The sequence below is a fragment of the Flavobacterium sp. ABG genome (assembly GCF_001027725.1).
Classification (GTDB): domain Bacteria; phylum Bacteroidota; class Bacteroidia; order Flavobacteriales; family Flavobacteriaceae; genus Flavobacterium; species Flavobacterium cupriresistens.
Genome location: NZ_LEKS01000007.1, coordinates 98,817 through 124,617, shown reverse-complemented (window position 1 = coordinate 124,617; position 25,801 = coordinate 98,817). Strand labels below are relative to the sequence as shown.

The 25,801-nt window shown below is 35.5% G+C and carries 29 protein-coding genes and 1 pseudogene; 18 read left to right on the top strand and 12 right to left on the bottom strand.

The genetic code is table 11. The features are described from left to right. The 4 genes from AB674_RS21860 to AB674_RS09465 all read left to right on the top strand — a co-directional run bounded on the left by AB674_RS21860 (position 1) and on the right by AB674_RS09465 (position 6,031). A complete protein-coding gene (locus AB674_RS21860) occupies positions 1-4,596 on the top strand; it encodes a beta strand repeat-containing protein (protein ID WP_053004231.1) in 4,596 nt (1,531 codons plus the stop codon). An 82-nt stretch (positions 4,597-4,678) separates the two neighbouring features. Further along, on the top strand, positions 4,679-4,939 hold the full coding sequence (locus AB674_RS09470) for a hypothetical protein (protein WP_047775996.1): 261 nt from the start codon (positions 4,679-4,681) through the stop codon (positions 4,937-4,939). A gap of 1 nt (position 4,940) precedes the next feature. Then, on the top strand, positions 4,941-5,141 hold the full coding sequence (locus AB674_RS22680) for a hypothetical protein (RefSeq protein ID WP_131701535.1): 201 nt from the start codon (positions 4,941-4,943) through the stop codon (positions 5,139-5,141). A gap of 74 nt (positions 5,142-5,215) precedes the next feature. Further along, on the top strand, positions 5,216-6,031 hold the full coding sequence (locus AB674_RS09465) for a hypothetical protein (RefSeq protein ID WP_047775995.1): 816 nt from the start codon (positions 5,216-5,218) through the stop codon (positions 6,029-6,031). Between the two features lie 3 nt (positions 6,032-6,034). Here AB674_RS09465 and AB674_RS09460 read toward each other — a convergent pair whose 3' ends face one another. Further along, a complete protein-coding gene (locus AB674_RS09460; protein ID WP_131701534.1) occupies positions 6,035-6,694 on the bottom strand; it encodes a hypothetical protein in 660 nt (219 codons plus the stop codon). 117 nt (positions 6,695-6,811) lie between these two features. On the opposite strand from AB674_RS09460, the gene AB674_RS09455 reads away from it, so the two are divergent. Then, the gene (locus AB674_RS09455) at positions 6,812-7,162 is read left to right on the top strand and encodes a hypothetical protein (protein WP_047775992.1); all 351 of its coding nucleotides are present in this window, start codon (positions 6,812-6,814) and stop codon (positions 7,160-7,162) included. An 82-nt stretch (positions 7,163-7,244) separates the two neighbouring features. After that, the gene (locus AB674_RS09450) at positions 7,245-7,856 is read left to right on the top strand and encodes a hypothetical protein (protein WP_165579366.1); all 612 of its coding nucleotides are present in this window, start codon (positions 7,245-7,247) and stop codon (positions 7,854-7,856) included. Between the two features lie 45 nt (positions 7,857-7,901). Here AB674_RS09450 and AB674_RS09445 read toward each other — a convergent pair whose 3' ends face one another. Then, on the bottom strand, positions 7,902-8,486 hold the full coding sequence (locus AB674_RS09445; RefSeq protein WP_047775989.1) for a glycoside hydrolase family 19 protein: 585 nt from the start codon (positions 8,484-8,486) through the stop codon (positions 7,902-7,904). A gap of 5 nt (positions 8,487-8,491) precedes the next feature. Beyond that, positions 8,492-8,965 carry a hypothetical protein gene (locus AB674_RS09440; protein ID WP_047775987.1) on the bottom strand — a complete coding sequence of 158 codons (474 nt, stop codon included), beginning with the start codon at positions 8,963-8,965 and terminating at the stop codon, positions 8,492-8,494. A gap of 122 nt (positions 8,966-9,087) precedes the next feature. Between AB674_RS09440 and AB674_RS09435 the strand changes: the two genes are divergently transcribed. The 3 genes from AB674_RS09435 (at position 9,088) to AB674_RS09425 (ending at position 10,792) form a co-directional block, all read left to right on the top strand. Further along, complete coding sequence (locus AB674_RS09435) at positions 9,088-9,642, top strand: hypothetical protein (RefSeq protein WP_047775985.1); 555 nt, start codon at positions 9,088-9,090, stop codon at positions 9,640-9,642. Between the two features lies 1 nt (position 9,643). Next, positions 9,644-9,922, top strand: a complete 279-nt coding sequence (locus tag AB674_RS09430) for a hypothetical protein (RefSeq protein ID WP_047775983.1) — start codon at positions 9,644-9,646, stop codon at positions 9,920-9,922. 273 nt (positions 9,923-10,195) lie between these two features. Then, positions 10,196-10,792 (top strand): hypothetical protein, encoded by a 597-nt coding sequence (locus AB674_RS09425; protein ID WP_047775982.1) that lies wholly within the window; start codon positions 10,196-10,198, stop codon positions 10,790-10,792. A 48-nt stretch (positions 10,793-10,840) separates the two neighbouring features. Here the strand turns inward: AB674_RS09425 and AB674_RS22675 are convergent, their stop codons facing one another. Next, complete coding sequence (locus AB674_RS22675; RefSeq protein WP_131701533.1) at positions 10,841-11,158, bottom strand: hypothetical protein; 318 nt, start codon at positions 11,156-11,158, stop codon at positions 10,841-10,843. Positions 11,159-11,179: 21 nt separating this feature from the next. Then, a complete protein-coding gene (locus AB674_RS09415; RefSeq protein ID WP_047775979.1) occupies positions 11,180-11,944 on the bottom strand; it encodes a hypothetical protein in 765 nt (254 codons plus the stop codon). 1,238 nt (positions 11,945-13,182) lie between these two features. Between AB674_RS09415 and AB674_RS09410 the strand changes: the two genes are divergently transcribed. The 5 genes from AB674_RS09410 to AB674_RS09390 all read left to right on the top strand — a co-directional run bounded on the left by AB674_RS09410 (position 13,183) and on the right by AB674_RS09390 (position 16,316). Next, on the top strand, positions 13,183-13,515 hold the full coding sequence (locus AB674_RS09410; RefSeq protein WP_047775977.1) for a hypothetical protein: 333 nt from the start codon (positions 13,183-13,185) through the stop codon (positions 13,513-13,515). A gap of 168 nt (positions 13,516-13,683) precedes the next feature. Next, positions 13,684-13,881, top strand: a complete 198-nt coding sequence (locus AB674_RS09405) for a hypothetical protein (RefSeq protein ID WP_047775976.1) — start codon at positions 13,684-13,686, stop codon at positions 13,879-13,881. Positions 13,882-13,950: 69 nt separating this feature from the next. Continuing rightward, entirely contained in the window at positions 13,951-14,388 is a 438-nt protein-coding gene (locus AB674_RS09400; protein WP_047775974.1) for a hypothetical protein, read from the top strand. 320 nt (positions 14,389-14,708) lie between these two features. Further along, a complete protein-coding gene (locus AB674_RS09395) occupies positions 14,709-15,404 on the top strand; it encodes a recombinase family protein (protein WP_053004230.1) in 696 nt (231 codons plus the stop codon). Positions 15,405-15,908: 504 nt separating this feature from the next. Then, positions 15,909-16,316, top strand: a complete 408-nt coding sequence (locus AB674_RS09390) for a hypothetical protein (protein WP_047775973.1) — start codon at positions 15,909-15,911, stop codon at positions 16,314-16,316. Between the two features lie 36 nt (positions 16,317-16,352). On the opposite strand, the gene AB674_RS09385 is transcribed toward AB674_RS09390, so the two are convergent. From AB674_RS09385 to AB674_RS09370, 4 genes and pseudogenes are all read right to left on the bottom strand, one after another. Beyond that, entirely contained in the window at positions 16,353-16,547 is a 195-nt protein-coding gene (locus AB674_RS09385) for a hypothetical protein (RefSeq protein ID WP_047775971.1), read from the bottom strand. Between the two features lie 47 nt (positions 16,548-16,594). Further along, on the bottom strand, positions 16,595-16,963 hold the full coding sequence (locus tag AB674_RS09380; protein ID WP_047775969.1) for an LPD29 domain-containing protein: 369 nt from the start codon (positions 16,961-16,963) through the stop codon (positions 16,595-16,597). Between the two features lie 152 nt (positions 16,964-17,115). Next, positions 17,116-18,858, bottom strand: a complete 1,743-nt coding sequence (locus AB674_RS09375; RefSeq protein ID WP_047775968.1) for a recombinase family protein — start codon at positions 18,856-18,858, stop codon at positions 17,116-17,118. Between the two features lie 48 nt (positions 18,859-18,906). Then, a pseudogene (locus AB674_RS09370) lies at positions 18,907-19,773 on the bottom strand (M14 family zinc carboxypeptidase); the annotation flags it as partial. A gap of 208 nt (positions 19,774-19,981) precedes the next feature. Here AB674_RS09370 and AB674_RS09365 point away from each other — a divergent pair. The 4 genes from AB674_RS09365 (at position 19,982) to AB674_RS09350 (ending at position 23,802) form a co-directional block, all read left to right on the top strand. Then, on the top strand, positions 19,982-20,440 hold the full coding sequence (locus AB674_RS09365) for a cupin domain-containing protein (protein WP_047775967.1): 459 nt from the start codon (positions 19,982-19,984) through the stop codon (positions 20,438-20,440). A gap of 17 nt (positions 20,441-20,457) precedes the next feature. Then, complete coding sequence (locus AB674_RS09360; protein ID WP_047775965.1) at positions 20,458-21,336, top strand: dihydrodipicolinate synthase family protein; 879 nt, start codon at positions 20,458-20,460, stop codon at positions 21,334-21,336. Between the two features lie 445 nt (positions 21,337-21,781). Then, the gene (locus AB674_RS09355; RefSeq protein ID WP_047775963.1) at positions 21,782-23,131 is read left to right on the top strand and encodes a DEAD/DEAH box helicase; all 1,350 of its coding nucleotides are present in this window, start codon (positions 21,782-21,784) and stop codon (positions 23,129-23,131) included. Positions 23,132-23,355: 224 nt separating this feature from the next. Continuing rightward, positions 23,356-23,802, top strand: coding sequence for a hypothetical protein (locus tag AB674_RS09350; protein ID WP_047775962.1), 447 nt, complete (start codon positions 23,356-23,358; stop codon positions 23,800-23,802). A 118-nt stretch (positions 23,803-23,920) separates the two neighbouring features. Here AB674_RS09350 and AB674_RS09345 read toward each other — a convergent pair whose 3' ends face one another. The 3 genes from AB674_RS09345 to coaD all read right to left on the bottom strand — a co-directional run bounded on the left by AB674_RS09345 (position 23,921) and on the right by coaD (position 25,715). Next, positions 23,921-24,499 (bottom strand): PhnA domain-containing protein, encoded by a 579-nt coding sequence (locus AB674_RS09345; RefSeq protein WP_047775960.1) that lies wholly within the window; start codon positions 24,497-24,499, stop codon positions 23,921-23,923. A gap of 67 nt (positions 24,500-24,566) precedes the next feature. Beyond that, positions 24,567-25,184, bottom strand: coding sequence for a zinc-ribbon domain-containing protein (locus tag AB674_RS09340; RefSeq protein WP_047775959.1), 618 nt, complete (start codon positions 25,182-25,184; stop codon positions 24,567-24,569). Between the two features lie 72 nt (positions 25,185-25,256). Continuing rightward, entirely contained in the window at positions 25,257-25,715 is a 459-nt protein-coding gene (gene coaD, locus AB674_RS09335; protein ID WP_047775957.1) for a pantetheine-phosphate adenylyltransferase, read from the bottom strand. Between the last annotated feature and the right edge of the window lie 86 nt (positions 25,716-25,801).

Sequence of the window (25,801 nt, the reverse complement as noted above, 5' to 3'; positions counted from 1 at the left end):
ATGGCGCAAAAACACATAAATACTGACATTCCAAACAGCGGGAACGGTGACGCTTTAAGGGATGCATTTAATAAAACAGAAGACAACTTTAACGAACTATACGCAAATAAGGTTGATAAAATCAGCGGCAAAGCATTAAGCACGAACGACTATACAACAGCCGAAAAAAACAAGCTTGCAGGTATTCCAGCCGACGCAGAAAAGAACATACAAAGTGATTGGCTTGTCAATGATTCGGGAAGCGATGCGTTTATCAAAAACAAACCGTCATTCGTTACAGCGATTGAATGGGGTGACATTACAGGTACTTTGAGCGACCAAAGCGATTTACAAGGAGCTTTAGACGCTTTACCAACATACGCATACGTTGACGCTAAGATTCAGCAAAATATTTTAAGCGGAATAACTGATTATGCACCGTCTGAAAATGCGGTTTTTAACGCTCTTCAGCTAAAACAAAATACTTCAGAAAAAAACCAAGCCAACGGTTATGCTGGGTTAGATGCGGGCGGTAAAATAGCACCGTCACAATTGCCTAATAGCGTAATGGAGTACAAGGGGGTTTACAATGCAACAACCAACACACCAACGCTTGTAAACGGTACTGGTAACACGGGTGATGTTTACCGTGTTACGGTGAGCGGTGCGGGTGTTAACAGCTTAAATTTTGTTGTTGGTGACTACGTTGTTTACAATGGTACGACCTGGGAAAAACAGCACTCAGGAGGTGATAATGTTGTGAGTGTTTTCGGTCGTGCTGGCGTTATTTCAGCGCAAACAGGCGATTACACAACTGCACAAGTAACTGAGGTTACGAATAAGAATTATCAAACCGATAATCAAAAATTGTATAACGATGCGACCAGCTCAATACAAACGCAGCTAAACGGTAAAGAGCCAAGTATAAGTTTTAGTTCTAATACTCAGTATTGGCGTGGTGATAAGTCTTGGCAAACACTTGATAAATCAGCCGTTGGACTTGGTAACGTTGACAATACAGCAGATTCAGTAAAAAATGTTTTATCAGCAACCAAATTATCAACTGCAAGAAATATCAACGGTGTTGCTTTTGACGGTACAAGTAACATTACAATTAACGCAACCGATGCTATCGCAAGACTACCACTTTCAGGTGGTACGCTTACTGGTGCGTTATCAGGAACAACTGGAGGGTTTACGGGGGTTTTAACAGCACCAACGGCAGCAGTTGGAACAAACAACACGCAAGTTGCAACAACAGCATATGTGCAAGCTAATTCAATAGGTGGAACAGGTACGGCAAACTTTATTCCAAAATGGACAGGTTCAGGAACGCAAGGAAATGCAAATATTTATGATGATGCGGGATATATTGGAATTGGTACAACTGCACCAGTTAGAAAATTACATGTTGTCGATACTAATGGTGGTTTTTTCTTTGACGGAACACACGCAATTTATAACCGTTTCAAATCAACAAATAATTCATCTAGTACTGGGAAAGATTTGTTACTAACTGGTCAATCAGGCGGTACAAATCCTGACTTATATTTAACAGATGACAGTAAAATTGGTATTGGAACATTTACACCAGTCGGTAAATTAAACGTGTTTACTGGTCTTTCGGCACTAACATTAGATATTCTAAATCAACAAAATGGTTCGATATCTTTTGCAAACAATTCAGGTAGTATTACTGCACCTGCAATCGCAGGTAAATCGGATAATCATACAGGTTTACAATTGATTGGTGCTACAAATGAAAGTAACACAAATCCTGATATGTCATTCAACGTAAGAGAAAATGATAATACAGACTTTTCAGGTTTTACATCATCAGCGTTTAGATTTGCTAGATTTGGAACAACTTTAATTGACGTATTACGTAACGGAAATACAACATTTAGTGGTGTCATTACAGCACCATTATTTAACGGAAATGCTACGGGATTATCTTTGGTTGTAGCAACGGATGCAAACGCAAATAACGGTGTTGGAACGAATACTTTAAATAGCACAACTGGTGCGGTTAATTTTCCTTATGCGGCTGGTGTTAGTTTAGATGTTCGTAGGGCAGCTGGTAACCTTTCAGCGGTTGGTAGCTATCAATTGTGGAGCGGTAACAATCCTAATGATACTGATTTACAATTTAGAAAAATATCTAATTACTCAGGTGGTGAAGTTTGGACAACTTGGCAAAAAATGTTGCACGGTGGGAACTATCAAAATTACACTTTGCCGTTAACAGGTGGTACAGTTACAGGTAATGTAACAGCACCAACCTTTACGGGTGCGCTGATTGGTAATGCTTCAACTGCAACAGTATTACAAACAGCAAGAACAATCAACGGTGTTTCGTTCAACGGTTCGGCTAACATAACGATTAACGCAACGGATGCAATCGCAAGATTGCCACTTTCAGGTGGTACGTTAACGGGTGGTTTGGTTGGTACAACCGCTAATTTTACAACCTTTACTGGTGCTTTGGTTGGTAACGCTTCAACTGCAACACTTGCGGCTGATGCAACAACCTTAGCTACACCAAGAAACATCAACGGTGTAGCGTTTGACGGTTCAGCTAATATAACGATTAACGCAACGGATGCAATCGCAAGATTGCCAATAAGCGGTGGTACAGTTACTGGTGCTTTATTTGCACCAACTGCAACGTTAGGAACGAATAACACACAGGTAGCTACAACGGCATACGTACAAGCTAATTCAATCGGTGGTAATGGTACGGCTAATTTTGTACCAAAATTCACAGCATCAGGAACACAAGCCAATTCAACAATCGTTGATAACGGTAGTAGTGTTTGGATTAATTCAAATTCATCATTTGGAACGGGAAAACTTAATCTTAGTATTGTAGGTGCTGGTAGGTTGATTGATATTAACAGAGAAGACGCAACAATTACATCAGGTATTACGGGCGGTGCTGGTTTGTCACTTTCAACTGTTCCATTTGCCAACGGCACAGGTGGTGTTTTTGGTAATAACGTACTAGGTTACTCTAAAAATCCTTTAGAGTCTATTGGTATTCGTACTGCTTGTGTTCCGTTATCAGATACAGGAACTGAACCACTTATTAAATTAGAGGCTAATGGTTCAACAACCAACGGTTTTAGCGGTATCGTAGGTGTTGCAAACAGACCAATTTTAGGTGTATATAATTATTCAACACAATTGGTACAAGTTGCGGCTGACGGTAGTGTTGGTATTGGTTCAAATAACCCGCTTGGTAAATTAGATATTAATACTGGTGTGGCTGGTATTCCTGCAACCGTTGCATCAATTCCAAGTGGTACTATAAGTTTTGTAAATGGTGGTTCTGTTACAGCAGTGCCAATAATAATTGGTCGTTCTGATAATTCAGTTGGTTTATCGTTACAATCAGGTACAAGTGATTCAAATACACAGCCTGATATGCAGTTTAATCTTAGAAGAACTGACAACGCAGATTTTTCGGCATCAACGTTAACGTCAGTTGGTTTTAGATTTTCAAGATTTGGTACAACATTGGTTGATATTCTTAGAAATGGTAATACAACATTTGCTGGTACTGTAACCGCTCCAACCTTTACGGGTGCGCTTGTGGGTAACGCTTCAACTGCAACAGTATTACAGACAGCAAGAACAATCAACGGTGTATCATTCAACGGTTCAGCTAACATAACAATCAACGCAACGGATGCAATCGCAAGATTGCCACTTTCAGGTGGTACGTTAACGGGTGGTTTAGTTGGTACAACTGCAAACTTTACAACCTTTACTGGTGCTCTAGTTGGTAACGCCTCGACTGCAACACTTGCGGCTGATGCAACAACCTTAGCTACACCAAGAAACATCAACGGTGTAGCGTTTGACGGTTCGGCAAACATAACGATTAATGCAGTTGATTCGACAGCAAGACTTGCTTTAACTGGTGGCTCGTTGACAGGTGCGTTGAATGGAACAACAGCCGCTTTTAGTGGTATTGTTACAGCACCAACAGCAGCAGCGGGAACAAACACAACGCAACTTGCAACAACCGCTTTTGTTGCAGCTGGTTTAAATCTTAAGGCTGATGAAAACAACGCAGCGTTAACGGGTGTACCAACTGCACCAACAGCAGCAGCGGGAACAAATACGACTCAAATTGCCACAACTGCATTTGCTACAACAGGTTTAAACCTAAAAGCCAACGCAGCAAACGCAGCCTTAACAGGTGTGCCAACTGCACCAACAGCAACAGCAGGAACAAACACAACGCAGGTTGCAACAACTGCTTTTGTAACTGCTGCAATTACTGCATCGATGCCAGCAACTAAGGTATACAAGGCGTTAATTTCGCAAGCAGGTACAGGAGCACCAACGGTAACAGTTCTTGAAAATACTTTGGGTACGGTTACTTTTGGGTATAGTAGTGTTGGAGGCTATACAGTTAGTTCGGCTGGACTTTTTACAGCTAATAAAACTTTTTGGAATTTAGCAGGAGGACCAAACGCAAATACTGTAAATGCAATTAATTACGTTAGTAGTTCTTCAATGTTCATTTGGACAACAAATGTTGCAACAGGTTCTAACGTAAACGGTGGATTATCTCAAACGCCAATATTAATTGAAGTTTATCCGTAACAAACATTAACATAAATAAACTAAGGCTAATCGTTTAGATTAGCCTTTTTATTTACTATAATATTTATAAACAAATATCAACATGACAATAGAACAATTAGCCCTAACCGTTATAACTTTTTTAATTTCAATAATCGCTTACTTTATTAAAAAAATACTTGAAAAGATTGACTTACACGATTCAAAAATCAACGAACATAACACGTCAATTAAAGTGATTGAAACGGAACATAACACGCTTAATAACCGTATTGATGATTTATTTAGTGCAATCAAAGAATTAAGCCAAGAAATAAAACAGCTATCAAAGGAATTAAGCAAGAAAAAAGACATCGACAAATAACATGAAATTCATAAACTACATCAAACAACTAATTGAATACAATACGAACCCAAGTAGTAAACGCTTTATTGGCGTTGTTGCTGGTTTGTCGTTGTGCGTTTATATGTTTATCAATCCCAGCGAATCAGCCAACAACTCAGTACTTATACTTTCATTGGGTGCGTTGGGTATAACAGCATACGAAAAGCTTATAAAAAAATAAATTTATAAAATTCCAATAGAGGTTAAAGACGTATTGAATATTTTTTCTATTTTTAGTTCTTAATTGATATTTGGATGAGCGAAAAAGAAATTATTGAAAAAGAAGTAAAGGACAAAGAAATTAGCTACAAAGAAATTATTGGATTTATAAAAGAAAATCTAAGCATTATAATAATCGTTCCTGCATTTATAGGAGGTTTGTGGCAAGTTGTTGAGTTAAGCAATATTTCTATTTCTTTAATTCGATTCTTTTCAATTTCTCAAATTGTGCCTGACGGGTTATTGATTTTAGTATTTCTATTTTTTATCAGTTTTCCTATTTTCTATAGTTATGTGGCCGAACTAGTTTTAAAAGATGAAGAAAAAAAACGAGCTGTTCCCTTACACGAAAAACTAGTAAAATCTAAAAATGTTTATTTAGTAAGCATAATTTTTGTACTATTACTGCACGTGATTTTTAATGCTGTGTTTATTTGTCAGTACTATAATGAGAGCATTGGATTGAATGCTATAAATCAATGTTTATTTCCCTCGTTAATAATTTGTGGTTTAAATCTAGGAATTTATTATTCGATGCGAACACTCTTAATTAATACGACCACTTTAATAGGAAAATGGGTTATTTATGCTATTTTTTTTCTTAATATCATAATGGTTGTTTTTACTTTTATAAAAGTTCGACAAACTTTGTTACAAACTTCATCCGTTAATAATATTGAAAATGTAAATTCTTTTTTAAAAAAGAAGTACCCAAATTCTGAAAAACAAATCTTGTATTTTAATGACAAGTATATTTTTATTGGGATTAGTAAATCAAAAAAAAATAATGAGCAAAAGGATTCCAATGTAAAAATTCAAATTTTAGAATTGGAAAAACTTTTTGACAAATAAAATTTATAAATTAGTTCCTAGTACTTCTCTAATTTCTTTTTTTATAGTTATCATAATAGGTTGAATTTTTTCTTCAATGTTTTTATATGCAGAAAAGGCTTTTCTTTTAAATTCATTATCATCTAATCCCGCTAGTACCATTACGTTATTAGTGTCATAATTAATGAATATTTGAAAACATTCTTCTATGAATACAGCAATAATTGATTCAAGATTATCACTAAAAAAAATTAAATTGTCATCAACGTACCTGATAAACTCTTCATGTGAGGTGCGAAAATTTTCACTTAACTTATCTTCTCTTTGAATTCGGGTCATATTGTTGGGTATAACTTTTATTTCACTTACAAAAAGAGCTAAGTCATTTCTTGTTTTATTCAATAGCGTATAAGTTGTTTTTAAGACTTCAAATCTTTGTTCGTGTAGTTTTGTGAATTTGAAATTTTCTTTACTTTTTAGTGAGTTTAACTCAGTTTGAAATTTGGAAATTTCAATAGATTGTTCCATTTTGGTTTTCTCAAGCTTCTTATCAAAAGAGTTCTTTATATTTCCTTCAATAATTTTTGTAGCAACCAGTGCTACCAAAGAAGGAATAATTGAAGACTCGAGAGCATTTAAAATTACTTGGGTGTCAAACATATCATTGAGTTGTTTTTTATACAAACTTACTAAAATTATAAAAGGTATTTAGTTCAATTTTATTAGTTACAATTTGGAACATATATTTTGTTTGTAGTTGTTCTAATCTATGCTAATTTTGTGCTTGTAAATTTTGATAAAATGGAAAATGAAGTACAAAAAGCAAATACGGTGGATGCTCACATTTTGGAAGCATCAGGACTGGTAAAGGATAAGCGAGGCTATAACGCATTACTTAACCTGCTACAAAATGGTTTGTTAATGTTTGAAAGGTTAGGTATTGAAGATACGAGCAAGTTTATAAAGGTGCTCGACAAAATCGGTCTTGAATGGCGTTTTATAACTGACGGTATCGAACTTAAGGAAAATGCAAAATCAATGTATTACATCAGGGAAATTTATAATAAACAAGAGTCGCACAAACCAACCTCAAAGCTTAGAAATTACAAAGAGGGTGAGGGTTGGGTGAAGACAAGAAATAACCAAGATTAAAAAAAAACAAAGGCTAACATGTGTTAGCCTTTTTCTTATATTTGTTAGATAACCGTAATATTCAAACATGATTGATTTTCTTATGAAAAATGCACAATACATTATATTCCTTGGTGGATTATTAGCTATAGTTGGTGCTTTATTGGCTGGTAAGCAAGCAGATAAAGATGCAGCTATTGCACAAAGTAGAATTGACAGTATAAGTTCTACAGTACAAAAAATTAATAATGAGACGACAGGAGGTGATAGTTTCCCGTTTTTAAATATTGACGTTTACAATGAGGGAAAAGAAATAGAGTTTAAGCTTTACAACTACGGTAAAATTAAACTTAATGATGTTACAATGGAAATATCAGACGGTGCAAAAGGAAGTATTGAAGGTTTAATGACAGCAGCTAATGTTGAAGATGAATTAGAAAAATATACAACAACTAAATTCTATAATATTTTATATCCAAATCAAAGCATACGAATAACGGATTTTAAAATCGATGATAGCATTAAGGATATATGTTTAACTATTCACTTTAAATTTGGTAATAAGCATCTTATTGAATTGATTTTGTTTCATGATTATAAAAATCCAGCGTTGAGACGTGGTTATGTTAAAATCGAGGACGGAACTAAAACGTATCTTCATTATACGATTGATAAGGATTTTAATAGGACTTACATTGTAGGATTCAACATTTAATTTTATGTTATGTGCTATTAGTTAACGGATTGATTAATTGTAGTGTTATGTTAATTTAAGTTTTGATACTTCTTTGAATAGGGAGGTTCGCTCATTAATACCGTTAAGACCTCCGTTTATTTTCTTGGTCACACGTTGAACACTCAAATCGTTGTCCTCAGTAATGACCGAATTGATTTTATTTGTTTGCCAAAACCACAAAGCTGATACAAGCGAGTTTGCTTCACTCAGTAGTGTGTCAGGTTCAGTTAGTATCGTATCGTTGCTTAAATGCTTCGCTAACGCTTCATAGTTGGCTTTAAAGGTCAGTTGAATAAATCCACGACCACGATAACGCCAACCGTCACCACTTTCAACGTCACCGTTATTGTATCTGTTCGCATAGACAATGTTAGCGATTTGTTCAGGCTTTCGTGCTACCTTGTTGGCTGCTTCAATATCCTTAAAGTATTTTTTAAAGGTTGAGGTTAAAGCCTTGGCTGAGTAGTTAAGATTTTCGCTTTGGGGGGTTAGCTTACTTTCATGATAAAGTTGTGCCCAAAAGTGCGAGCGTTGCAATTGGGTAGAAACACCGTACTTATTTAGCACGGTGTTGTATTTGGTATTTAGTTGTAGTATTAATTCATTCAATTGGTTTAAAGGTTAATCGCATCGTTATTGTTCAGGTAAATCACATTCTTGGTGATGTACTCAGGATTATCAGTATTGCTATTGATTGGGAAGTACTTTAAGACACCAGCATCTTGTAGATTGGTGATGTCCCAAATTCGAGGCGGTTGGGTCGAATCTTTGTAGAAATTTACATAGTGAATGTAAATCGTTTTGTTTGGGTGTTTTTCTTGCATTGCGGCTTTAAGTTCCTGCAAACGCTTAAGTTTCTTTTGTTCAAGAATCCAACTCGAAAATTGGTCTTTATCGTAGTTGGGTACTGTTTTAATTTCGGTGATTACAAAGTCGGCAGTCGTGCCAGTTGTTAGGCTCACGTCCCAACTTGAAAAGCGATTCTTAGACCACTTCTTAATTGACCAGTTATTTTGTGTGCTAACGAATCCGTTAAATAAATTGCGTCCGTTATTTTCGTGCAATTCGGTTTGTTGTTTGTCATTCATAATATATTGTTTTATATTATAAATATAACGTACCCGTTAAAAGAGTAAATAATAAGTGAATTAATTTTGAGTATAGCCGAAAAAAAATTAGATTTGCAATATCAATGACTAAACCTATTAACATGACAAAACAGATAACTCTTATTCTTGACGGTGTGGAACAGGTTGCAACTATTCCAAGTAAGACAGCGGCAAAAGAAAAAGCAGTTGATACGGGAGTTTATACCCTATCAACTAAAAACGCTTTGAAATTCAGCGTTAACGCAATGGAAAAACTAGGTGTAAAGCTTGGTGATGAAGTAACCTATATCATTGTAGGTGATAGACATTTCTTGGCTAAAACAACGCCTGAGTTAGGCGAGGGGTTCGCAATTACAAAGTTGGGTGACACACAAAACTATAAGCGTTTGAACCACCCTGTACTTTGGGCGGCACTTAAAGGTAATGATAAAACAATCAACAGATTCGAACTAAGTGACCCAATCACAAGTAAGGACGGGTTGGTGGTATTTGAATTGTTATTCAAAGAGACAATCAAAAAGAAAGTCACTAACGGAAAAAGAAAACCAGCGACAGGAAAAGGAAACAACGCCAGCGTTAAACGTTTAAGACCCGTGCAGGTCGATAACATGTTAACCTTTGATTTACCTGTCACCAACTTAAGTAAAGCAAACTAACATGACCCAAGAACTAAAAATCGCCACGTTAAAATCCGCAATTGAAAGGTTCAAAGAATATATAAAAAACGCTGACCACACGCAGCCAGTTACGCAGGAAATTCTTATTGATAACTTGGTTGTTGCAGGTGGAGAAAAACAAGAATTTTTACATTATCTAGCAAATCGGCTTAGTACTTTTGAAAAATTAGATTACGGAAGTGCGGAAGTTTTAACCGAGATTGAATTACATTTAATGTTGGAAGACTTCGAAAACCAACTTGAAATATTGGAATTATAAAAGGAAATACCACAAAATCAAAAACCGTCTTAGCGTAATGTTAAGGCGGTTTTTTTTATGTGATTTACATAACTTAATTGAGTTATATAAACGAGCTATATAACTTAATTGATTTATGTATTAACGATTAAATTACATAACTAAATTAACTTATGTGTTAATTGTTAAAATTAACGAATTTATTGCACATGTTAATTGTTTAACATATATTTGCAACGTCGAATTGAAAGACATACTAATAACAAATTTAACAACCAAAAACGAATCATACCTATGACATTAGAGCAAAAACAACAAACGCTTATAACAGCAATTGCAGAAATTAAAAACGTACTTAAAAACGCTGATTTTGGTAACGACTACACGACCGATATGATAAGCGAAGATATTGTTTTAAGAGCGGAAGGCGAAACGCACGAAAGCTACAGCGAAAGACAATCTTTTGTTTTTGATATTCTTAGCGATGCAGGAGCGGAAGACGGCGACAACGTAACAGAAGAAGAGGCAGACCAAATGCAAATTGAACTAGAGAACGCTTTAGAGGAGATAACACTACCAGCGACAAAAGAAGAGCAAGAAGCGACAATAAGAACAGCACTTAAAGAACATAGCGAATATTTCCAAAACGGAGACCACGACAAAGAACATGTTCGATATTGGTTAAATGAAGACGGTGTAACATTCGATTCTGAACAGTTTAGAGACCATTATTTTAGCGTTACCAACTCTAGGTTAATGGAAGGTGAGCAAATATATATTTGGGGTTTAATCGAGGATTCAAAAGCGTTTGAACATCAAACAATAAATCGTGATGAACTTGACGAAATTAGTTATTTACTTGAAACCGAATTAAACGAAATAATTGGTTAGCACCCAAAAGAGTGAAAATAAAAAACCCGCTAGATGTAGCGGGTTTTTTTATATGCTTTCAAAAAATCTTTTGATTGATTGAATGAATGATTTTTGTTTTTCGGCACGTGTTGGCTTTCCGTGGCTTTCTTGTATCTCTTGTATAATCATTTCTTTGGTCTTACCTTCATAAATCGTGCATCCAATTAGCGTGCCGTTGATGTACTTATTTTCAAGACACACGCCATTCTTAAACATGTAGCGGTAAACTATACCAACCTCAAAATACATGACAATTTCGTGCTTGTAGTATCTGACCCTTATTACCTTGTTATATTCATTTTTGATATACGTTACATATCCGTTTTTGTTAAATCGTTTGTTCATTCATATTAATTATTCTTTATGTTATTGTGTCACCTGCTGAGCCGCAAGCAAATCTTTTTTTAGTTCCTGAACCGCCAACCAAAACGCCTCAAAATTATCGTTTAACAGGTCTTGGGTTTTTGCACGCACCACTTTGAAATCTAGCGCATCACGAAACTTAAAATCGGTCAGGCTATGAAAGTCGGCAGGACTAAACGTACGTCCTTTTGTTCCGTAATGAAAGTAACTGTCAAACCTCGCTTTCATTTCAGCTTTCTTAACTGCAAGTTGGGTCTCTTTTGCTTTTGGTGCTGCATCCTGTACAACTGGTTTAGTTGGTTCAGGTTGTTGTGCTGGCACTTCTTGTTTCGGCTCAACATGTTCAATGCTGGCGATTGGTTCGGGCGTTGGTGTTGCTTTCTTTTTCTTTGGTTCGGGTGCTTGGTCTAACGCTGGAATCAATGAAATCAATTTCTCTAGGTTAATTGAAAGCTTGGTCACCTTACCGCCTTTAACACCGTCAAAGTTAGATTTGGTTTCACTTATTACAACACCCAGCTTTGTAAGCTTTAAAACAATGTTACCAATCGTTGAGGCTTTCGTATTTATGATGTTACCCAAATGCTCATAACTCATTTTAAATTCTTGGTCGTTGTCTTGGTATGATAACACCAATTCAATCAATTTAATATCGTTGAGGCTAATTTCTTCTATGTTGGTCAGGATTGGATAACTTTTAATATATCCTATCTTATTGTGTTTTTGTTGTAGAATCTCTAATTCTGTTTGTTTTCTTGTAGTACTCATACTATCCTTGTTTTATCTGTCTGTTATTTTGGATTGTCTAGTTTTGGCTAGACAGAGCTGGCAGGAGCTACCCACCAGCACGCCAAGATTTTAAAATCTGTTCTGATTATAAATACAACGATACCGAAAGAAAGTCACATAGTCAATGATTTTTGCCTATATTTTTTTGTTATAGAGGTATAACTTTTAATTATAGTTGAAGTATTCAGTACGATAAAGGTATGTCATTTTTTAGTGATGTACCTAGCTAAGTATATCATTATTTAGTGATATACCTATAGTGAAAATCTATCGTTGAAGTATCGTTTATCCACTAGCTACATCACTCGTTAGTGATTTATCTAGTAGGTATATCATTATTTGGTGATATACCTGACGGTTATTTCGATATCTATATCACTTTTTAGTGATATAGGTACATCACTAAAAAGTGATTTGATTATAACACAAATATTAATAAGAAATAATAAAAGAATAATATATATAAGGAAATTTTTATTTATCAAGTTGGATAGGTTTGTAATCTCAACTCAAAGTTGAACTTCGCCAGCATGTTATGAAAATGAACATTTCAACGGGAAGACCACACAAAGCCACGCAAGCAAGATAAGATTTACTTCAACCCAAAGGAACAGGCGAAGCCACTTCAACCCAAGAGGGATAAGACTCAGCCCGAAACGTTAAGATATGTCAACGGAACAAAGAGACTCAGTTCACAATGTCTAAAATCTAACCCAACGCAATTTAAGAAGCATTTGCGCCACGATAAGCTGAAAAGTACACGAGAACACCTCAAAAAATAAATAAGCTCTTAGAATCGCTTATTTGAGGTAAAGGAAAGAAATAACACGTAAATGTTAAATATAATATAAAACACTTGCGCAGGTCAAATAAAAAGAGTACTTTTGTTACCTATTATTTTTATATTTTACGAACTTCACATAATAAGTACATGACAAAGATACAAGGAAAAACATAACTAAATTAATTTATATAAAATATTAACATAATTTTAACATATTTATGAAAGGAGAAAAAAAGAGTACCAACGATGAATTATTAACCAAAATCTAGTAAATGCAGGGCAAAGTCAACAAAGAACTAGCCGAACTATTGGAGCGTTACGAAAGAAGCAAAAGCCAAAAGAACGGTTAACGGATTGACCAGCTAAAACACATATTAAAAATTTAGGCACACACTAGCCGAAAAACAAAGAATTAATAATTAACATTTTACAAATGACAATAAGAAAAAAGAATTATGATTACAGTACAGACGTTGTAACAGTTCAAGGTAAGGGATATAACCCTGACTACATTATAAATTTTCCAATAGAAAAGGACGAAATTAATTTAGAGAATTGTACATGTGTGTTCTCTATACGGAATCGAAACAACTTAGCCGTTAGGCAGTACGTTGGTGCGGAGTTTTTCGAGAATTTAAATAATGAGAACATCCAAAAAGAGATTAATGGCTATTTGCCTGAGGCGGTATTTTGCTTTACGGCTTCATTTTTTCCGCTGGAAGAGTTTTTAAAAGAAAAAGATTTCAAACCTTTTTTTAGATTTTAAATATGAAATTATAGCGGAGCATCTACATTCTTGAAACAGCCCTTTATGCAGCTTTAAACGGGGTTTTGTAATCAAGCCGCACATAGCCGCAACAAAAAACAACATCAATGCATAAAAAGCTTTACTTTTTTTAGTTCGAGCAGATATTTATAGAAAACAAATATAAATATGACAAAAGAACAAATCAATCAACTGGAGCAACTAAGTAAAGAAGAGCTAATAACAAATGTTGTAATCTTATCGGCACAATACCAAGCATCAATTGAATTAGGTTACTACTTTCAAGAGCAGCTTAAAAAGCAGCAAGAACCACTAAAGAGTGAAAAAAGAGAATCATTTAAAGATTACGAGAAGAAAACAATATAAACATTCAAAATTTAGATAAGTTATTTTGTAATATTTTTATTAGATTCGCTAATCAAAAATAACTTTATTATGAGTACCTATTTAGATAGTTTTAAGGGTTTTAACATGTTTTCAAAGCAAATGATTGTATATGCGCTTATTACTTGTGCATTTTGGACTGTGCCATTTTGTTTATTTAAGCCTGAATTTTTTAAGTTTCCAATTTACGTGCAAATAGCAGTTATCTTTTCATTAAGTTCTGCTTGGTATGTTTTGACTATGCTTTCTATAATTCGATATTTATATGAACTTAATGACTATCCAATGTCAATAACTATATTGACGGGTGTTTCAGCGTTTCTTTTATGTGTAGCAATACTAATTAGTTACTATTATTCTAGTAGTTTTACTTTTTTCTTAAGAGTTGCTTTTTTGTGGGTAATGGTGCCAGTCTTTTTGTGGCAATTTGTTCGCATGTTTAGAACAGAATGGAGGCGAGTAAGAGGTACACAAGTAACGCAACCTTAAAAGTTTTTTGATTCAGTGCTTTGAAATTCTTTTTTTAATTCACCAAATTTTCAGCTTTTTATCCCACTAAATTAATGGGATAGTAAAAATTCATCTTCAACGATACCAAATTCAACTACTTACATTTTAGTGAGTGGTTTTTTTTGGCTCGTTTCTGTATCAACTTAGGGTGTGGGTTAAGCACACTTTGGGAACACCAGTAAAACCAAGCGTTGATATAGAACAATAATAAAATAAATGCATTGCGTTTAGGGTAAACCCTAACACGATATAAATAAAATTTATACCTTTGCATTAATGAAACCGTTAAACAATACGTTATGACAGAAAAACAACCAGCCAAGTATATACGCATTAGCGACAGAAAGCAGAAGACCGAACGCCAGCAGAATACAACCGATAAGCTTTACATTGATATAATCAGCGGTAAAACCAAGTTTGCCGACCGACCAGCAGCACAGCAGCTAATGCAAGACATTGAAGCGGGGCTTATATCTCAGGTCTCGACGCATGAGGTGAGCCGCTTTGGTAGGTCGCTGAAAGACGTTATTGACACCGTTACGTACATGCAGGATAAGGGCGTTAACATACACATTGCTAACATCAATATGCATAGTATTATCGACGGCAAGCCAAACCCGATATTTAACATGATAGTTTCAATACTGGCTAACATATCGGTGCAGGAGTTGGAGACCTTACGAGAACGTCAAGCCGAGGGCATTCGCTTAGCTATGCTTAACCCTGATAAGAAGTACAAAGGGCGTGTAGCAGGTAGCAAGATAACACCTGAGGAACGGTGCGCTAATAACCAACCAATCGTTAAGCTATTGAAGAGCAACGCCAAGGGCAAGACCAGCCTATCAATGAGACAGATTGCAGCTATTACCAACAAGAACCTATCAACGGTGCAGCGAGTATCTAACGACTTTAAAGCAATGGGTGGGGGTCAGTTCTTTTATAACCCCGTGGCTGATATGTTCGCACCACCTAGCGAGCCAGCAGTTAAACGATAACCACAGCAACAATACATAACGCCACGATGAAATTATAAGCTCTTAAACGGGCTTATTTTTTTGCCTGATTTTCGGTGTTTTGGGGCTTTCTGAACTGAGACACACCTTACACTCACCAAGCACCAAAAACTGAAAAAAAGGTCTAGGCAAGAAAAAACCCCTTAGCAATACCAAGGGGTTATCAATTAATTCACTTACTTGGGACACCTCCCAAATAAATCACTAAAACATTAACGGGGTCACTACACCCTGAAAACATCGGGGCAAAGATATATTTATTTCTGAGACTACCAAAAAACGAAAACCCTATCACAATGGTAATAGGGCTTTGTTATAAAATAATAATATGTGACTTCAATAGCTTAACAAAAAATAACATAAAAAAATATGAGCGTTAAGTTATTAATTCAATTATAGTATTTATACATAATAAGTCAAGAGGAAATAAATAAAATAAAATAGTATATTAGCTTCTTACCAAAATTATAAATTAATACCTTAAAAATGAGAGCGGAAATACTTAAAACTCTAGTGCAGGCGAAAGAAATGTATGCAACAATTACAAACGAATACGGCAACGTATTACCTGAGAACATTTTAAATAGTGCTCATGCTACAATAGATTCTAACATACCGAAGTTTGTAAATAACTTTTTGCATGTTTTAAATGACGCTGTAAAACAAAATATCTATTCTGAGAATAATAATATAGATGAAGCTATCGAGGTTTTTAGTAATCCTGATTTAGATGTTTCAATTCAAAGTGCCATTAATAGCAAAACTTATTTAGCCACGGACGGTGCAAGAACATTTAATACAACACAAATTTTAGAACAATGTGTTGACGGTGTTCATTCGGGGTTGGTTTCATTAAGCTCAACATTAATGGCTGGTAGAATAACAAAGCGATAATAAAATTTTACATTTTAATAAAAGCGAAAGCCCCTATTAAGGGGCTTTGTTGTATATACCAGTTTCTAATGCTGATTCTAATTTCTTTATGTGGTCACGGTATTCTTGGATTGCTTCGGGGTCTTGGTCTTTTTCGTCAAGCTTCAATTCGTTTTGCAGGACTTGGATTGTTTCAGTTAAAGCGGCTTCGATTCTGATTCTTATTTCGGGTGTTACGGGAATATTTACCATTGTGATTTTTAGTGTTTAGATTAAGCCCCTTGCGGGGCGTTTGGTGTTTATGCTTTGATTGTAAAAGGTTTGTCCCAGTCTCCAACCTTAAGAGTTATGTAATGTCCCACGTCGTGGTAGTCGGTCATTAAGTCGCTATTGTTGTAATTGTCTTGGTTAAGAACGCCAGCCACTTTTTTAAGTACCTCTTGGATAGCTGGAAAATCTTTGTAATGAGATTCTAACCAAAAGTGGTTAACGCTTTCGTATTCTTTGTTTGCGTCTTGTCTCAACTCGATTGGTGCTTGTAGTATGCAGCATCTTACCGATGAATAGTGTTCACGTGTTACTGAGAATTTCCAACCCTGTTTTAGTGGGTAAAGTTGTTTTAATTGGTTTCTCATTTCTTTAACTGCTTCTGTAGTGATGTAAGCCATTGTGTAGTGATTTGTGTTATTAATTGTTTTAACTTGTACAAATATAAAACAATTAATTTAATACTACTAAAATATTAACGAATAATTTTAACGAAGTGATTAACGAATGTATTAACGAAAATATAAAAGCCCTGCATTTGCAAGGCTTAAGGTTAGTTTAAAATTATTTGATTTTTAGTTACAAACTGCCAATCTTTTATGTCTTTGTACTTTTCGTTATTATAAAACTCGGTGTTGTAGTCGTCTTCAACTTCTGTATGCGGGTCAAAGGGTTTAATTAGAAAGGTTTTGTATTTGAAAACTGGCGGGCTTTTGGTTGCGCCTTGGCGATTGACAATAAATGTCAATACATCGGGAAGCTCTTCGCCAGCAATTTGTAGCCTTACGTCACATCGGGTATTGCGTAAGTCCACTTTATAGACCGTGATTGATTTGATTATCTGTTTAAATATAGCCTGTAACTTATTGCGGTCGGTTTTTGCTTCTGTTAATAGCTCTGTGTTGGTTGTTGGCTTGTTAAGATTGGCTAGCGTTTCGGTACTTGAAAGCAACTGTTTTCTTTGGGTTGACAGTTGGGTGACGATATTGTTTTTTTCGGTATTAAACTGAGCTAGTTTCTTTTCGTAAATCGCTGGCGGCACTTTCTCGTCATAGTAATCATTGATTAACCTATCGATACGGTTTTCATACTTGGTTAATTCCTTTTCAAGAACTGGTAAATTTGAATTTATAAGTTCAATTTTGCGTGTTACCTCTTCTTTGATTGCCTCGGTATCACTAAGATATTGCAATATTTGTGGTGTATCTTCGAAAGCGTCGTAAATAGCAGAATCCAAAAGGTTGATTTTAATTGAATTGTTGCCGCATTTGTTAGTATAAGGTGGGACAACACAACTAGCGCAAGCGTAATACTTTGTAACTTTGTTTATAACATGTGTAAAATTACGACCGCACGACCCGCATTTAATAAGATACTGCAACAGCACAACGTTTTTAGTCATTAGATTGCGTCCGTTACTCCTTTTGTTTTCTCTTATGTCTTGGCAATGGTCAAATAATTCCTTTGAAATAATCGCAAGTTCGGGTACTTCAAAGGAGGCTTTAAGTTCTTCTTTGTTTTTTTGGAACACACGCAAGCCGTAGTACAAAGGTTGTTGTATCATGTCTTTTAATTGGCTGGCTAACCATGTCATTTGATTTGCAGGTTTACCACCAATGAGTTTATCACCGTACATTGAATGTGATTTGGTTGGTATTTCCTGCTGGTTCAATTTGTTTGCGATTGCTTGCAACCCTAACCCGTGGGTGTAGTCGTCAAATATCTGTTTAACAATTTCCGCTTCAACTTCATTTATAACCAACATTTTGTTAATACGGTCGTAACCGTAAGGAGCAAATGCGCCACCGCTTGCACCACCCTTAGAAGCATTTTGTCTCTTACCTGACATCGAACGGGTTTTAAGTGTCTTGGCTTCAATGTCCGCAAAATCCATTAACAAAGAAAAAACGGTTAGTTGTATTTCGTTAACTGAGCCGTCAGGATTTAAGAAGTAAGTACCCCCATTATTTGAGGTTAAGCAAATATCAACTTTCTTATTAAAAAGCAAGTCGTTGACGAGCATGCGGGTTTCAAGTGGATTACGACCGAGCCTAGACATTTCGGTTACGTAAATACATTTATAGTGCTGTGGGTCTTTTTCTATTAAGCTTGTTAGCTTATCTAGCTCAGGACGTTTATTGCTATTTTTATAACCTGAGATTTTTTCATTGTAAACATCAATGTTGACATTTCCAACACCGTAAGAGCGGTTAATGAATGTTTCTATATCTGAACGCTGACGCTCAAATGACTGGTCAAGCGTGGAGACCCTGAGGTAAATAGCTAGGTTTATCATGTCTAAAAAGTCTTATTTTAGACAAAGATATAAATTTTACTATTATGAATGTGTTACCACCACAAAACCGATTGTATTAAATAGTGAAGTATAACCCGTAGTATACCTCGGACTGTCTGTAAACTGGCCAAAACCTTTGTCCGGTGTGTCTTTAAAAGAATCTACATAAGGGGTTGTTTCAATTTTTTTATTTTGTAAATCTTTCACTAAAGCCGGCATCATTTCGGTATTCATAAAATCACCCAAAACGGTTCCCAGTTTATTGTGTTGCGTCATAATATACGTAAGCTTGTATTGATAATCTGATCCGTTACTTACGTGATTGTCAATAAAAACATCAGGATTTGTTTTCTGGAAAATTTCGACAAAACTTTTGGTATTTCGGGTGTCGGACTTTATTAAATCCCGATTTAAGTCATAGTTTCGGGCATTTCCGCGGAAACCATAAATTTCCGGACCATCCTGATTGGCTCTTGTGGTTGAGTTTTTGTTTAAAGCACCTCCAATATTATACACCGGAATTGTTACAATAACCGTATTTTTTGGCGCTTTGATTTTTCCTAAAGCTAAATCTCTGAACAATTGCATGGTGGCGTCAATTCCGTCCGGTTCTCCGGCGTGGATTCCGTTGTTGACAAGAAGAACAGCTTTGTTTTTTTGAATGGCATTAAAATCAAATGCAGCATCGGGATTGAAAGTAATCATGTGTAAAGGATATCCTGAATCTGTCAACCCCATTTCCTGCATTTGAACTGTTGGAAAATCTTGGGACAAAAGAGTGTAGTACTTTATAGTTTCGTGATAATCGGCCGCTTGATTTCCATTGCCTTTTTCGAAAAAAGTGTCGTATTTTTTGGTGTTTTGCGCGAAAATTGTAAGGGTGAAAAGTAAAATGGGAATTGTGAAAAGTCTCATGATTTGGGTTTTTAATAGGAGTCAAATATAATTATTTGTTGTAAATGTTTTTAATGCTTTTGTAGTTATCAGGAATGTTTCTTTAAAATTTAATTCTCCGAAATTCAAACTGGACTAGTAGTTTGTTTTAAAACTGTGCCACTTGTATAGTCCAAAGTTGAAGTAGTTTTGAAAACGCAATACTGCAGTAAACAAAATTTCAAAAATTATGGAAACTAAAGAACAATTTTCATCGAAAGATTTTCACCAAACTTTTGCCCGACCAACATTTGTGAAACCGGAAAAATTAATTCACAGAAATGTAGAAGATGCCGGAGTACACAATCAATTTTCTACCGAAAGAAAACACCCGGTTTTTTTCGTTGATCTTCCCAGTAAAAATGTTAGCATGACAATTGGAGGTCTGTTACCGGATCAGATGACAAACAGACACAGACATACTTATGAAACCGTATTGTATGTCATAGAAGGGCATGGTTACACAGAAGTTGAAGACGAAAGGGTAGAGTGGAAGGCCGGAGATGCCGTTTATATTCCGAGTTGGGCCTGGCACAGGCATAAGAACCTGAGTAGTGAAGCGTCTGCAAAATATATTGCTTGTGAGAACGCACCACAACTTCAAAATTTGGGTGTTGCCTTGAGAGAGGAAGAAGGAAGAGATCTTTAACAAACTAAAAAAAACAAATGAAAAATAACTTATTTAAAGGCATTATAGCCTATCCGATTACTCCATTTGACAAAGAAGAGAAAGTAGATATTACGTTGTATAAAAAACTATTGGAGCGGTTGCTTGTTTCAGGTTCACATGCAGTTGCGCCATTAGGCAGCACGGGTGTAATGCCTTATTTGACAGACGAAGAGAAAGAAGCCGTTACCGAGGCAACCATAGAACAAGTCAAAGGCAGGGTTCCGGTTTTGGTTGGAGTATCAAACTTAACGACTGAAAGAACGATTTATCATGCGAAATTTGCAGAGAAAGCAGGCGCCGATGCGGTTATGATTATTCCGATGAGTTACTGGAAATTATCGGATGATGAGATCGTTAAACATTTTGATGCTGTGGCAAAACAAATAACAGTACCAATCATGGCGTACAATAATCCGACGACAGGAGGAGTAGACATGTCACCGGCCTTGCTTAAAAGGATTCTTGAAATTCCCAATGTTACCATGATAAAAGAAAGCACGGGAGATATTCAGAGAATGCATTATTTGAAAAGAGAACTGGGAGATGATGTCGCATTTTATAACGGTTCAAATCCGTTGGCATTGGCTGCGTTTGCTGCCGGGGCTACGGGATGGTGTACGGCGGCACCCAATTTGATTCCCAATTTAAATGCGGATCTGTATAATGCGATTCAGAATAATGACTTGAATGAAGCTCAGAAGGTGTTTTACAAGCAATTAAATCTTTTGAAGTTTATAGTGAATAAAGGTTTGCCAAGAGCCATAAAAGCAGGTCTGGAAATTCAAGGAATCGATGGAGGTTTTTTGAGAAGTCCCTTGAAGCCATTGACTGAGGGAGAAGTTAAGGAGTTGGGATTGATTTTGGAGGAGGTTTAAAAAGATTCAGGTTTCACGTTTTAAGTTTCACGTTTTAAGTTTCAAGTTTCAGGTTTCAAGTTTCAAGTTTCATGTTTGAAATGGGGGGATTTGGATGGCGTGTTTAAACGCAAGGTTCGCAAAGGTTTGTCGCAAAGGCGCAATGCTGTGTTTAAGATGTTTTTTGACTTCGTTTGGGTGATCTTTGACTTGACTCAGAGAGAGCTTCGGCTTTACTCAGGACGCCCTTCGACTTCGCTCAGGACTACATACCGTATGTCAAGCTGAGCGGAGTCGAAGCCTTTTACGGAAAACCTGAAACCTGAAACCTGAAACATGAAACTTGAAACATGAAACTTGAAACTTGAAACCTGAAACTTGAAACATGAACCTTCAAACTTGAACCTCCAAACCTGAAAAAAAACTTTACCCCCATAAACAACACTATTTTGTTTACTTTTGCAAAATGAATAAAAAACACCATTCCAATAATATACTTTCGAATTTAGGTATTGAGAGCCTGAACGAAATGCAGGAAGTTGCACAAGATGCAATTCTTAACGATAATAATGTTTTACTGCTTTCTCCAACGGGATCGGGAAAAACACTGGCTTTTTTATTGCCGGTTTTAGAATTATTGCAGCCTGAAGTGCTTTCGGTTCAATGTTTGATTTTGGTTCCTTCACGTGAATTAGGATTACAGATTGAACAGGTTTGGAAGAAAATGGGGACTGATTATAAGGTGAATATCTGTTATGGAGGTCACTCGATTGACACTGAAATTAAAAATTTAAGTAATCCACCGGCTGTTTTAATCGGAACTCCGGGGAGAATTGCAGATCATATAGAAAGAGGAACTTTCCGAATGGACAAAATTCAGACTTTAATTTTAGATGAATTTGATAAGTCATTGCAATTGGGTTTTCATGAGCAAATGTCTTTTATCATTGGCAAGCTAACGAAATTAAACAAACGTGTTTTGGTATCGGCTACTTCAGATATTGAGATTCCGAGATATACCCGAGTGGTTAATCCGACCGTTTTAGATTTTATTCCGGAGGAAGAAGAAAAAGCCAATCTTTCGATGAAAATGGTGGTTTCTCCTGCGAAAGATAAATTAGGGAGTTTATTCAATCTGATTTGTTCTTTAAAATCGCAATCGGCTATTGTTTTCTGTAATCATCGTGATGCCGCTGAACGTATTAGTGATACATTAAATGAAAAAGGAATTTATTCGGTGTATTATCATGGCGGAATGGATCAGGATGAGCGTGAACGTGCTTTGATTCAGTTCAGAAACGGAAGTGTGAGTTATCTGATTACAACAGATTTGGCTGCCCGTGGTTTGGATATTCCGGAAATGAAACACGTTATACATTATCATTTGCCTTTAAAAGAAGACGAATTTACGCATAGAAACGGTCGTACGGCACGTATGCAGGCTTCGGGTACGGCTTATATACTCATTCACGAAAGTGAAAAAAAATTAGATTACATCGACTACGGTATGGATGTTTTGAATGTTGAAAATACAACAACATTACCAAAACCACCTGAATTTCAAACAATCTACATTAGTGGAGGAAAGAAAACAAAATTGAATAAAATTGATATTGTGGGGTTCTTTTCGCAAAAAGGAAAACTGGAAAAAGGCGATTTAGGATTGATTGAAGTAAAAGATTTTATTTCTTTCGCAGCAGTAAAATATAACAAAGTAACAGAGCTCCTTAAGAATATTAAAGAGGAGAAAATGAAAGGGAAGAAATTTAAAATTGAAGTGGCCAGAAAGGTAGTTAAGAAAGAAGAAGAGCGATAGTTTTTTTGAATTTGAAGAACTTTTTGTAAAGCTTTATCTCTTAAATAAGTGTGGTTTTTGAATTTAAATTATTGATTATTAATATGTTGTGGTTCGTTTATTGAGGAATGAAATGCTTTTGAACAAAATCAACAATTTAATGTTAATAAAATAGCAGTTTTAGAGGTAATTTTTCCTAATTTCGGCGTTTAATAATATAAGTAAAAATTAACCCCAAATTCATTATGAAAAACATTATTACCCTTGCCCTTATGCTCTTTAGTTTTGTTTCGTTTGCACAAATTAAAGTCCTTGAAACTGTACCAGTTGAAAAATTGGGAAAAGTAAATAACAACTATATTCAAAAAATTGGAGATGAGTATACGGTTTATTACACTAGTATTCAAAATGAGGACGAATCGTCAAGTTTAAGAAAGTTTACTTTCAAAAACGTAAATAACGATTACACCAATTTGTACAATATTATTTTAAATGGTTTTACAGCAAGCCCTTTATATGATATCAAATTAGAGTTGCCAAACAATTACATTTGGTTGCACTACACAGGAAGTGTTCTTCCGGAAAAAGCTACTGTTCAGTTTATGGTTTCTACTAAAGATGCTTCTTCTGCAACAAGCAGTGTTTCTGAGCCATTCGTTAAAGATCAGATTAATAAATTATTTCAAAAATAATTTGTTAGCAGACACTATATTAAAAAGGCCGTTCAGTTTTCTGAACGGCCTTTTTTAGTTTTCAGTCGCAGTCGCAGTTTACAGAAATGTACTGAAACCGAAGACTGCGACTGAAAACTTATATCTTCTTAACGTACTGTGTGATAATTACAATCTGTTGTCCGTCTACTTTTCCTTCAATGTATTCTGCATTTTCATGATCTAAACGAATGTTACGTACAGCAGTTCCTTGTTTGGCAACCATGCTTGATCCTTTTACTTTTAGGTCTTTAATTAAAACCACAGAATCTCCGTGCTCTAAAATTACGCCATTACTGTCACGGTGAATTAGTTTATTTTCGTCCTCTTCACCTTCTCCTGTTGCTTGCGCCCATGCCAAAGTATCTTCGTCTAAGTACATCATGTCAAGCAATTCTTGCGGCCATCCTGAAGCACGCATACGACTTAACATTCTCCAGGCTACGACTTGTACGGCGACATTCTCGTTCCACATACTGTCGTTTAAGCATCTCCAGTGATTTAAATCGACATTATCCGGATTTTCGATTTGATCTATACAAGTAGTACAAGCGAATATACTTTCGTCAATTCCGCCTTTTTGAGTAGGTAAGACGGTATATACTTTTAGGTTTTCGGTTGCGCCACAAAGTTCACATTTCGATCCGCTTCGTTTGTTTAATTCTCTTTCTATGCTCATTTTGTCTTTTTTTTGGCGAATGTATAGTTAAATACGACGTTTCGCAAATTATGTATTGAAGATTAAATTACTGTTCGCGTTTAACTTCATAAATTTTATTTTCATTGTAAAGTTTCAACATATTCTTTCTGGATATCGAATATGCCTCTTTATAATTTTGTGCGATATCAATTTTATTGATATCTGTTTTTGAATCAATTTCCATTTTATTTGCAAAAATAATCAGACTGTCTTTTGAAACTTGATCGATTTTCATCGTTGAATAATGTCCCTCTGCAGAGTTAAAAAAATAAACATCTCCCACTTTTGGATTCTTGACATAGCTTTCACTGTCTAAATCTGTTTGGTGTGAATTGTAAAAGCATAAAATAGCAATGGCAGCAACTAAAATTAATCCTGAAAACATCCAAATAGGAGTTTTTATCCCTCCATCTTTTTCTTTTTCTCTATCGAGTTTTGTTTGAATGTTTGCTGGTAATTCAATCTTTTCAAATGTTTTTTTACAGGAATTGCATTCAGCAAGAGTTACTTTTTTGATTGGAAAAAATGGAATCCAATATAAGTGTGCGTATTTTCCGTATATGCTATAAATCATTGATACATTAGTATCGCAATTTGGACAATCTACATTTATAATTTGTCCATCTTTTAAATTACTGGCTTTGGTTCCGTAAAAAAATATCATTTTATGTTTTTTGGTTTGTGCTGCAAAAATAAAGATATATCCTACCGATCCAAATTTATATTTAAGACTAAATTATTTCTGCACCCTTACAGCATCCGGAACCAACATTTCATACTCGCCACCATTTCGCAATACGTCACGAACAATACTGGAGCTGATATAGGATGTTTTGGCTGCTGTCAGCAAGAATACGGTTTCTATTTTTGAAAGACGTCTGTTGGTATGCGCAATCGCTTTTTCGAATTCGAAATCGGCTGGGTTGCGCAACCCTCTTAAAATAAAGTTCGCTTTTAGTTTATGACATAAGTCGATGGTAAGACCTTCATAGGTAATAACCGTTATTTTTGGTTCGTCTTTGAACGTTTCTTCAATAAATCGTTTTCTTTCTTCGAGTGAAAACATGTATTTTTTTTCGGCATTAACACCAATCGCAATGACAATTTCATCGAACAAAGAAATTCCTCTTTTGATAATGTCTTCGTGACCTAGTGTAATGGGATCAAATGATCCGGGGAATATGGCTTTTCTCATTTTTTTTGAGGTTCTGAGTTTCTAAGGTTCTAAGGTTCTGAGTTTTTGAGGTTCAAAGGCTCGGAGGTTTTATTTTGAATTCTTCT

What these genes read in the sequence shown, in the direction of transcription:
- AB674_RS21860 (WP_053004231.1), top strand. Translation starts at nt 1, where the DNA reads ATGGCGCAAAAACACATAAATACTGACATTCCAAACAGCGGGAACGGT.
- AB674_RS09470 (WP_047775996.1), top strand. Translation starts at nt 4,679, where the DNA reads ATGACAATAGAACAATTAGCCCTAACCGTTATAACTTTTTTAATTTCA.
- AB674_RS22680 (WP_131701535.1), top strand. Translation starts at nt 4,941, where the DNA reads ATGAAATTCATAAACTACATCAAACAACTAATTGAATACAATACGAAC.
- AB674_RS09465 (WP_047775995.1), top strand. Translation starts at nt 5,216, where the DNA reads ATGAGCGAAAAAGAAATTATTGAAAAAGAAGTAAAGGACAAAGAAATT.
- AB674_RS09455 (WP_047775992.1), top strand. Translation starts at nt 6,812, where the DNA reads ATGGAAAATGAAGTACAAAAAGCAAATACGGTGGATGCTCACATTTTG.
- AB674_RS09450 (WP_165579366.1), top strand. Translation starts at nt 7,245, where the DNA reads ATGAAAAATGCACAATACATTATATTCCTTGGTGGATTATTAGCTATA.
- AB674_RS09440 (WP_047775987.1), bottom strand. Translation starts at nt 8,965, where the DNA reads ATGAATGACAAACAACAAACCGAATTGCACGAAAATAACGGACGCAAT.
- AB674_RS09435 (WP_047775985.1), top strand. Translation starts at nt 9,088, where the DNA reads ATGACAAAACAGATAACTCTTATTCTTGACGGTGTGGAACAGGTTGCA.
- AB674_RS09430 (WP_047775983.1), top strand. Translation starts at nt 9,644, where the DNA reads ATGACCCAAGAACTAAAAATCGCCACGTTAAAATCCGCAATTGAAAGG.
- AB674_RS09425 (WP_047775982.1), top strand. Translation starts at nt 10,196, where the DNA reads ATGACATTAGAGCAAAAACAACAAACGCTTATAACAGCAATTGCAGAA.
- AB674_RS22675 (WP_131701533.1), bottom strand. Translation starts at nt 11,158, where the DNA reads ATGAACAAACGATTTAACAAAAACGGATATGTAACGTATATCAAAAAT.
- AB674_RS09415 (WP_047775979.1), bottom strand. Translation starts at nt 11,944, where the DNA reads ATGAGTACTACAAGAAAACAAACAGAATTAGAGATTCTACAACAAAAA.
- AB674_RS09410 (WP_047775977.1), top strand. Translation starts at nt 13,183, where the DNA reads ATGACAATAAGAAAAAAGAATTATGATTACAGTACAGACGTTGTAACA.
- AB674_RS09405 (WP_047775976.1), top strand. Translation starts at nt 13,684, where the DNA reads ATGACAAAAGAACAAATCAATCAACTGGAGCAACTAAGTAAAGAAGAG.
- AB674_RS09400 (WP_047775974.1), top strand. Translation starts at nt 13,951, where the DNA reads ATGAGTACCTATTTAGATAGTTTTAAGGGTTTTAACATGTTTTCAAAG.
- AB674_RS09395 (WP_053004230.1), top strand. Translation starts at nt 14,709, where the DNA reads ATGACAGAAAAACAACCAGCCAAGTATATACGCATTAGCGACAGAAAG.
- AB674_RS09390 (WP_047775973.1), top strand. Translation starts at nt 15,909, where the DNA reads ATGAGAGCGGAAATACTTAAAACTCTAGTGCAGGCGAAAGAAATGTAT.
- AB674_RS09385 (WP_047775971.1), bottom strand. Translation starts at nt 16,547, where the DNA reads ATGGTAAATATTCCCGTAACACCCGAAATAAGAATCAGAATCGAAGCC.
- AB674_RS09380 (WP_047775969.1), bottom strand. Translation starts at nt 16,963, where the DNA reads ATGGCTTACATCACTACAGAAGCAGTTAAAGAAATGAGAAACCAATTA.
- AB674_RS09375 (WP_047775968.1), bottom strand. Translation starts at nt 18,858, where the DNA reads ATGATAAACCTAGCTATTTACCTCAGGGTCTCCACGCTTGACCAGTCA.
- AB674_RS09365 (WP_047775967.1), top strand. Translation starts at nt 19,982, where the DNA reads ATGGAAACTAAAGAACAATTTTCATCGAAAGATTTTCACCAAACTTTT.
- AB674_RS09360 (WP_047775965.1), top strand. Translation starts at nt 20,458, where the DNA reads ATGAAAAATAACTTATTTAAAGGCATTATAGCCTATCCGATTACTCCA.
- AB674_RS09355 (WP_047775963.1), top strand. Translation starts at nt 21,782, where the DNA reads ATGAATAAAAAACACCATTCCAATAATATACTTTCGAATTTAGGTATT.
- AB674_RS09350 (WP_047775962.1), top strand. Translation starts at nt 23,356, where the DNA reads ATGAAAAACATTATTACCCTTGCCCTTATGCTCTTTAGTTTTGTTTCG.
- AB674_RS09345 (WP_047775960.1), bottom strand. Translation starts at nt 24,499, where the DNA reads ATGAGCATAGAAAGAGAATTAAACAAACGAAGCGGATCGAAATGTGAA.
- AB674_RS09340 (WP_047775959.1), bottom strand. Translation starts at nt 25,184, where the DNA reads ATGATATTTTTTTACGGAACCAAAGCCAGTAATTTAAAAGATGGACAA.
- coaD (WP_047775957.1), bottom strand. Translation starts at nt 25,715, where the DNA reads ATGAGAAAAGCCATATTCCCCGGATCATTTGATCCCATTACACTAGGT.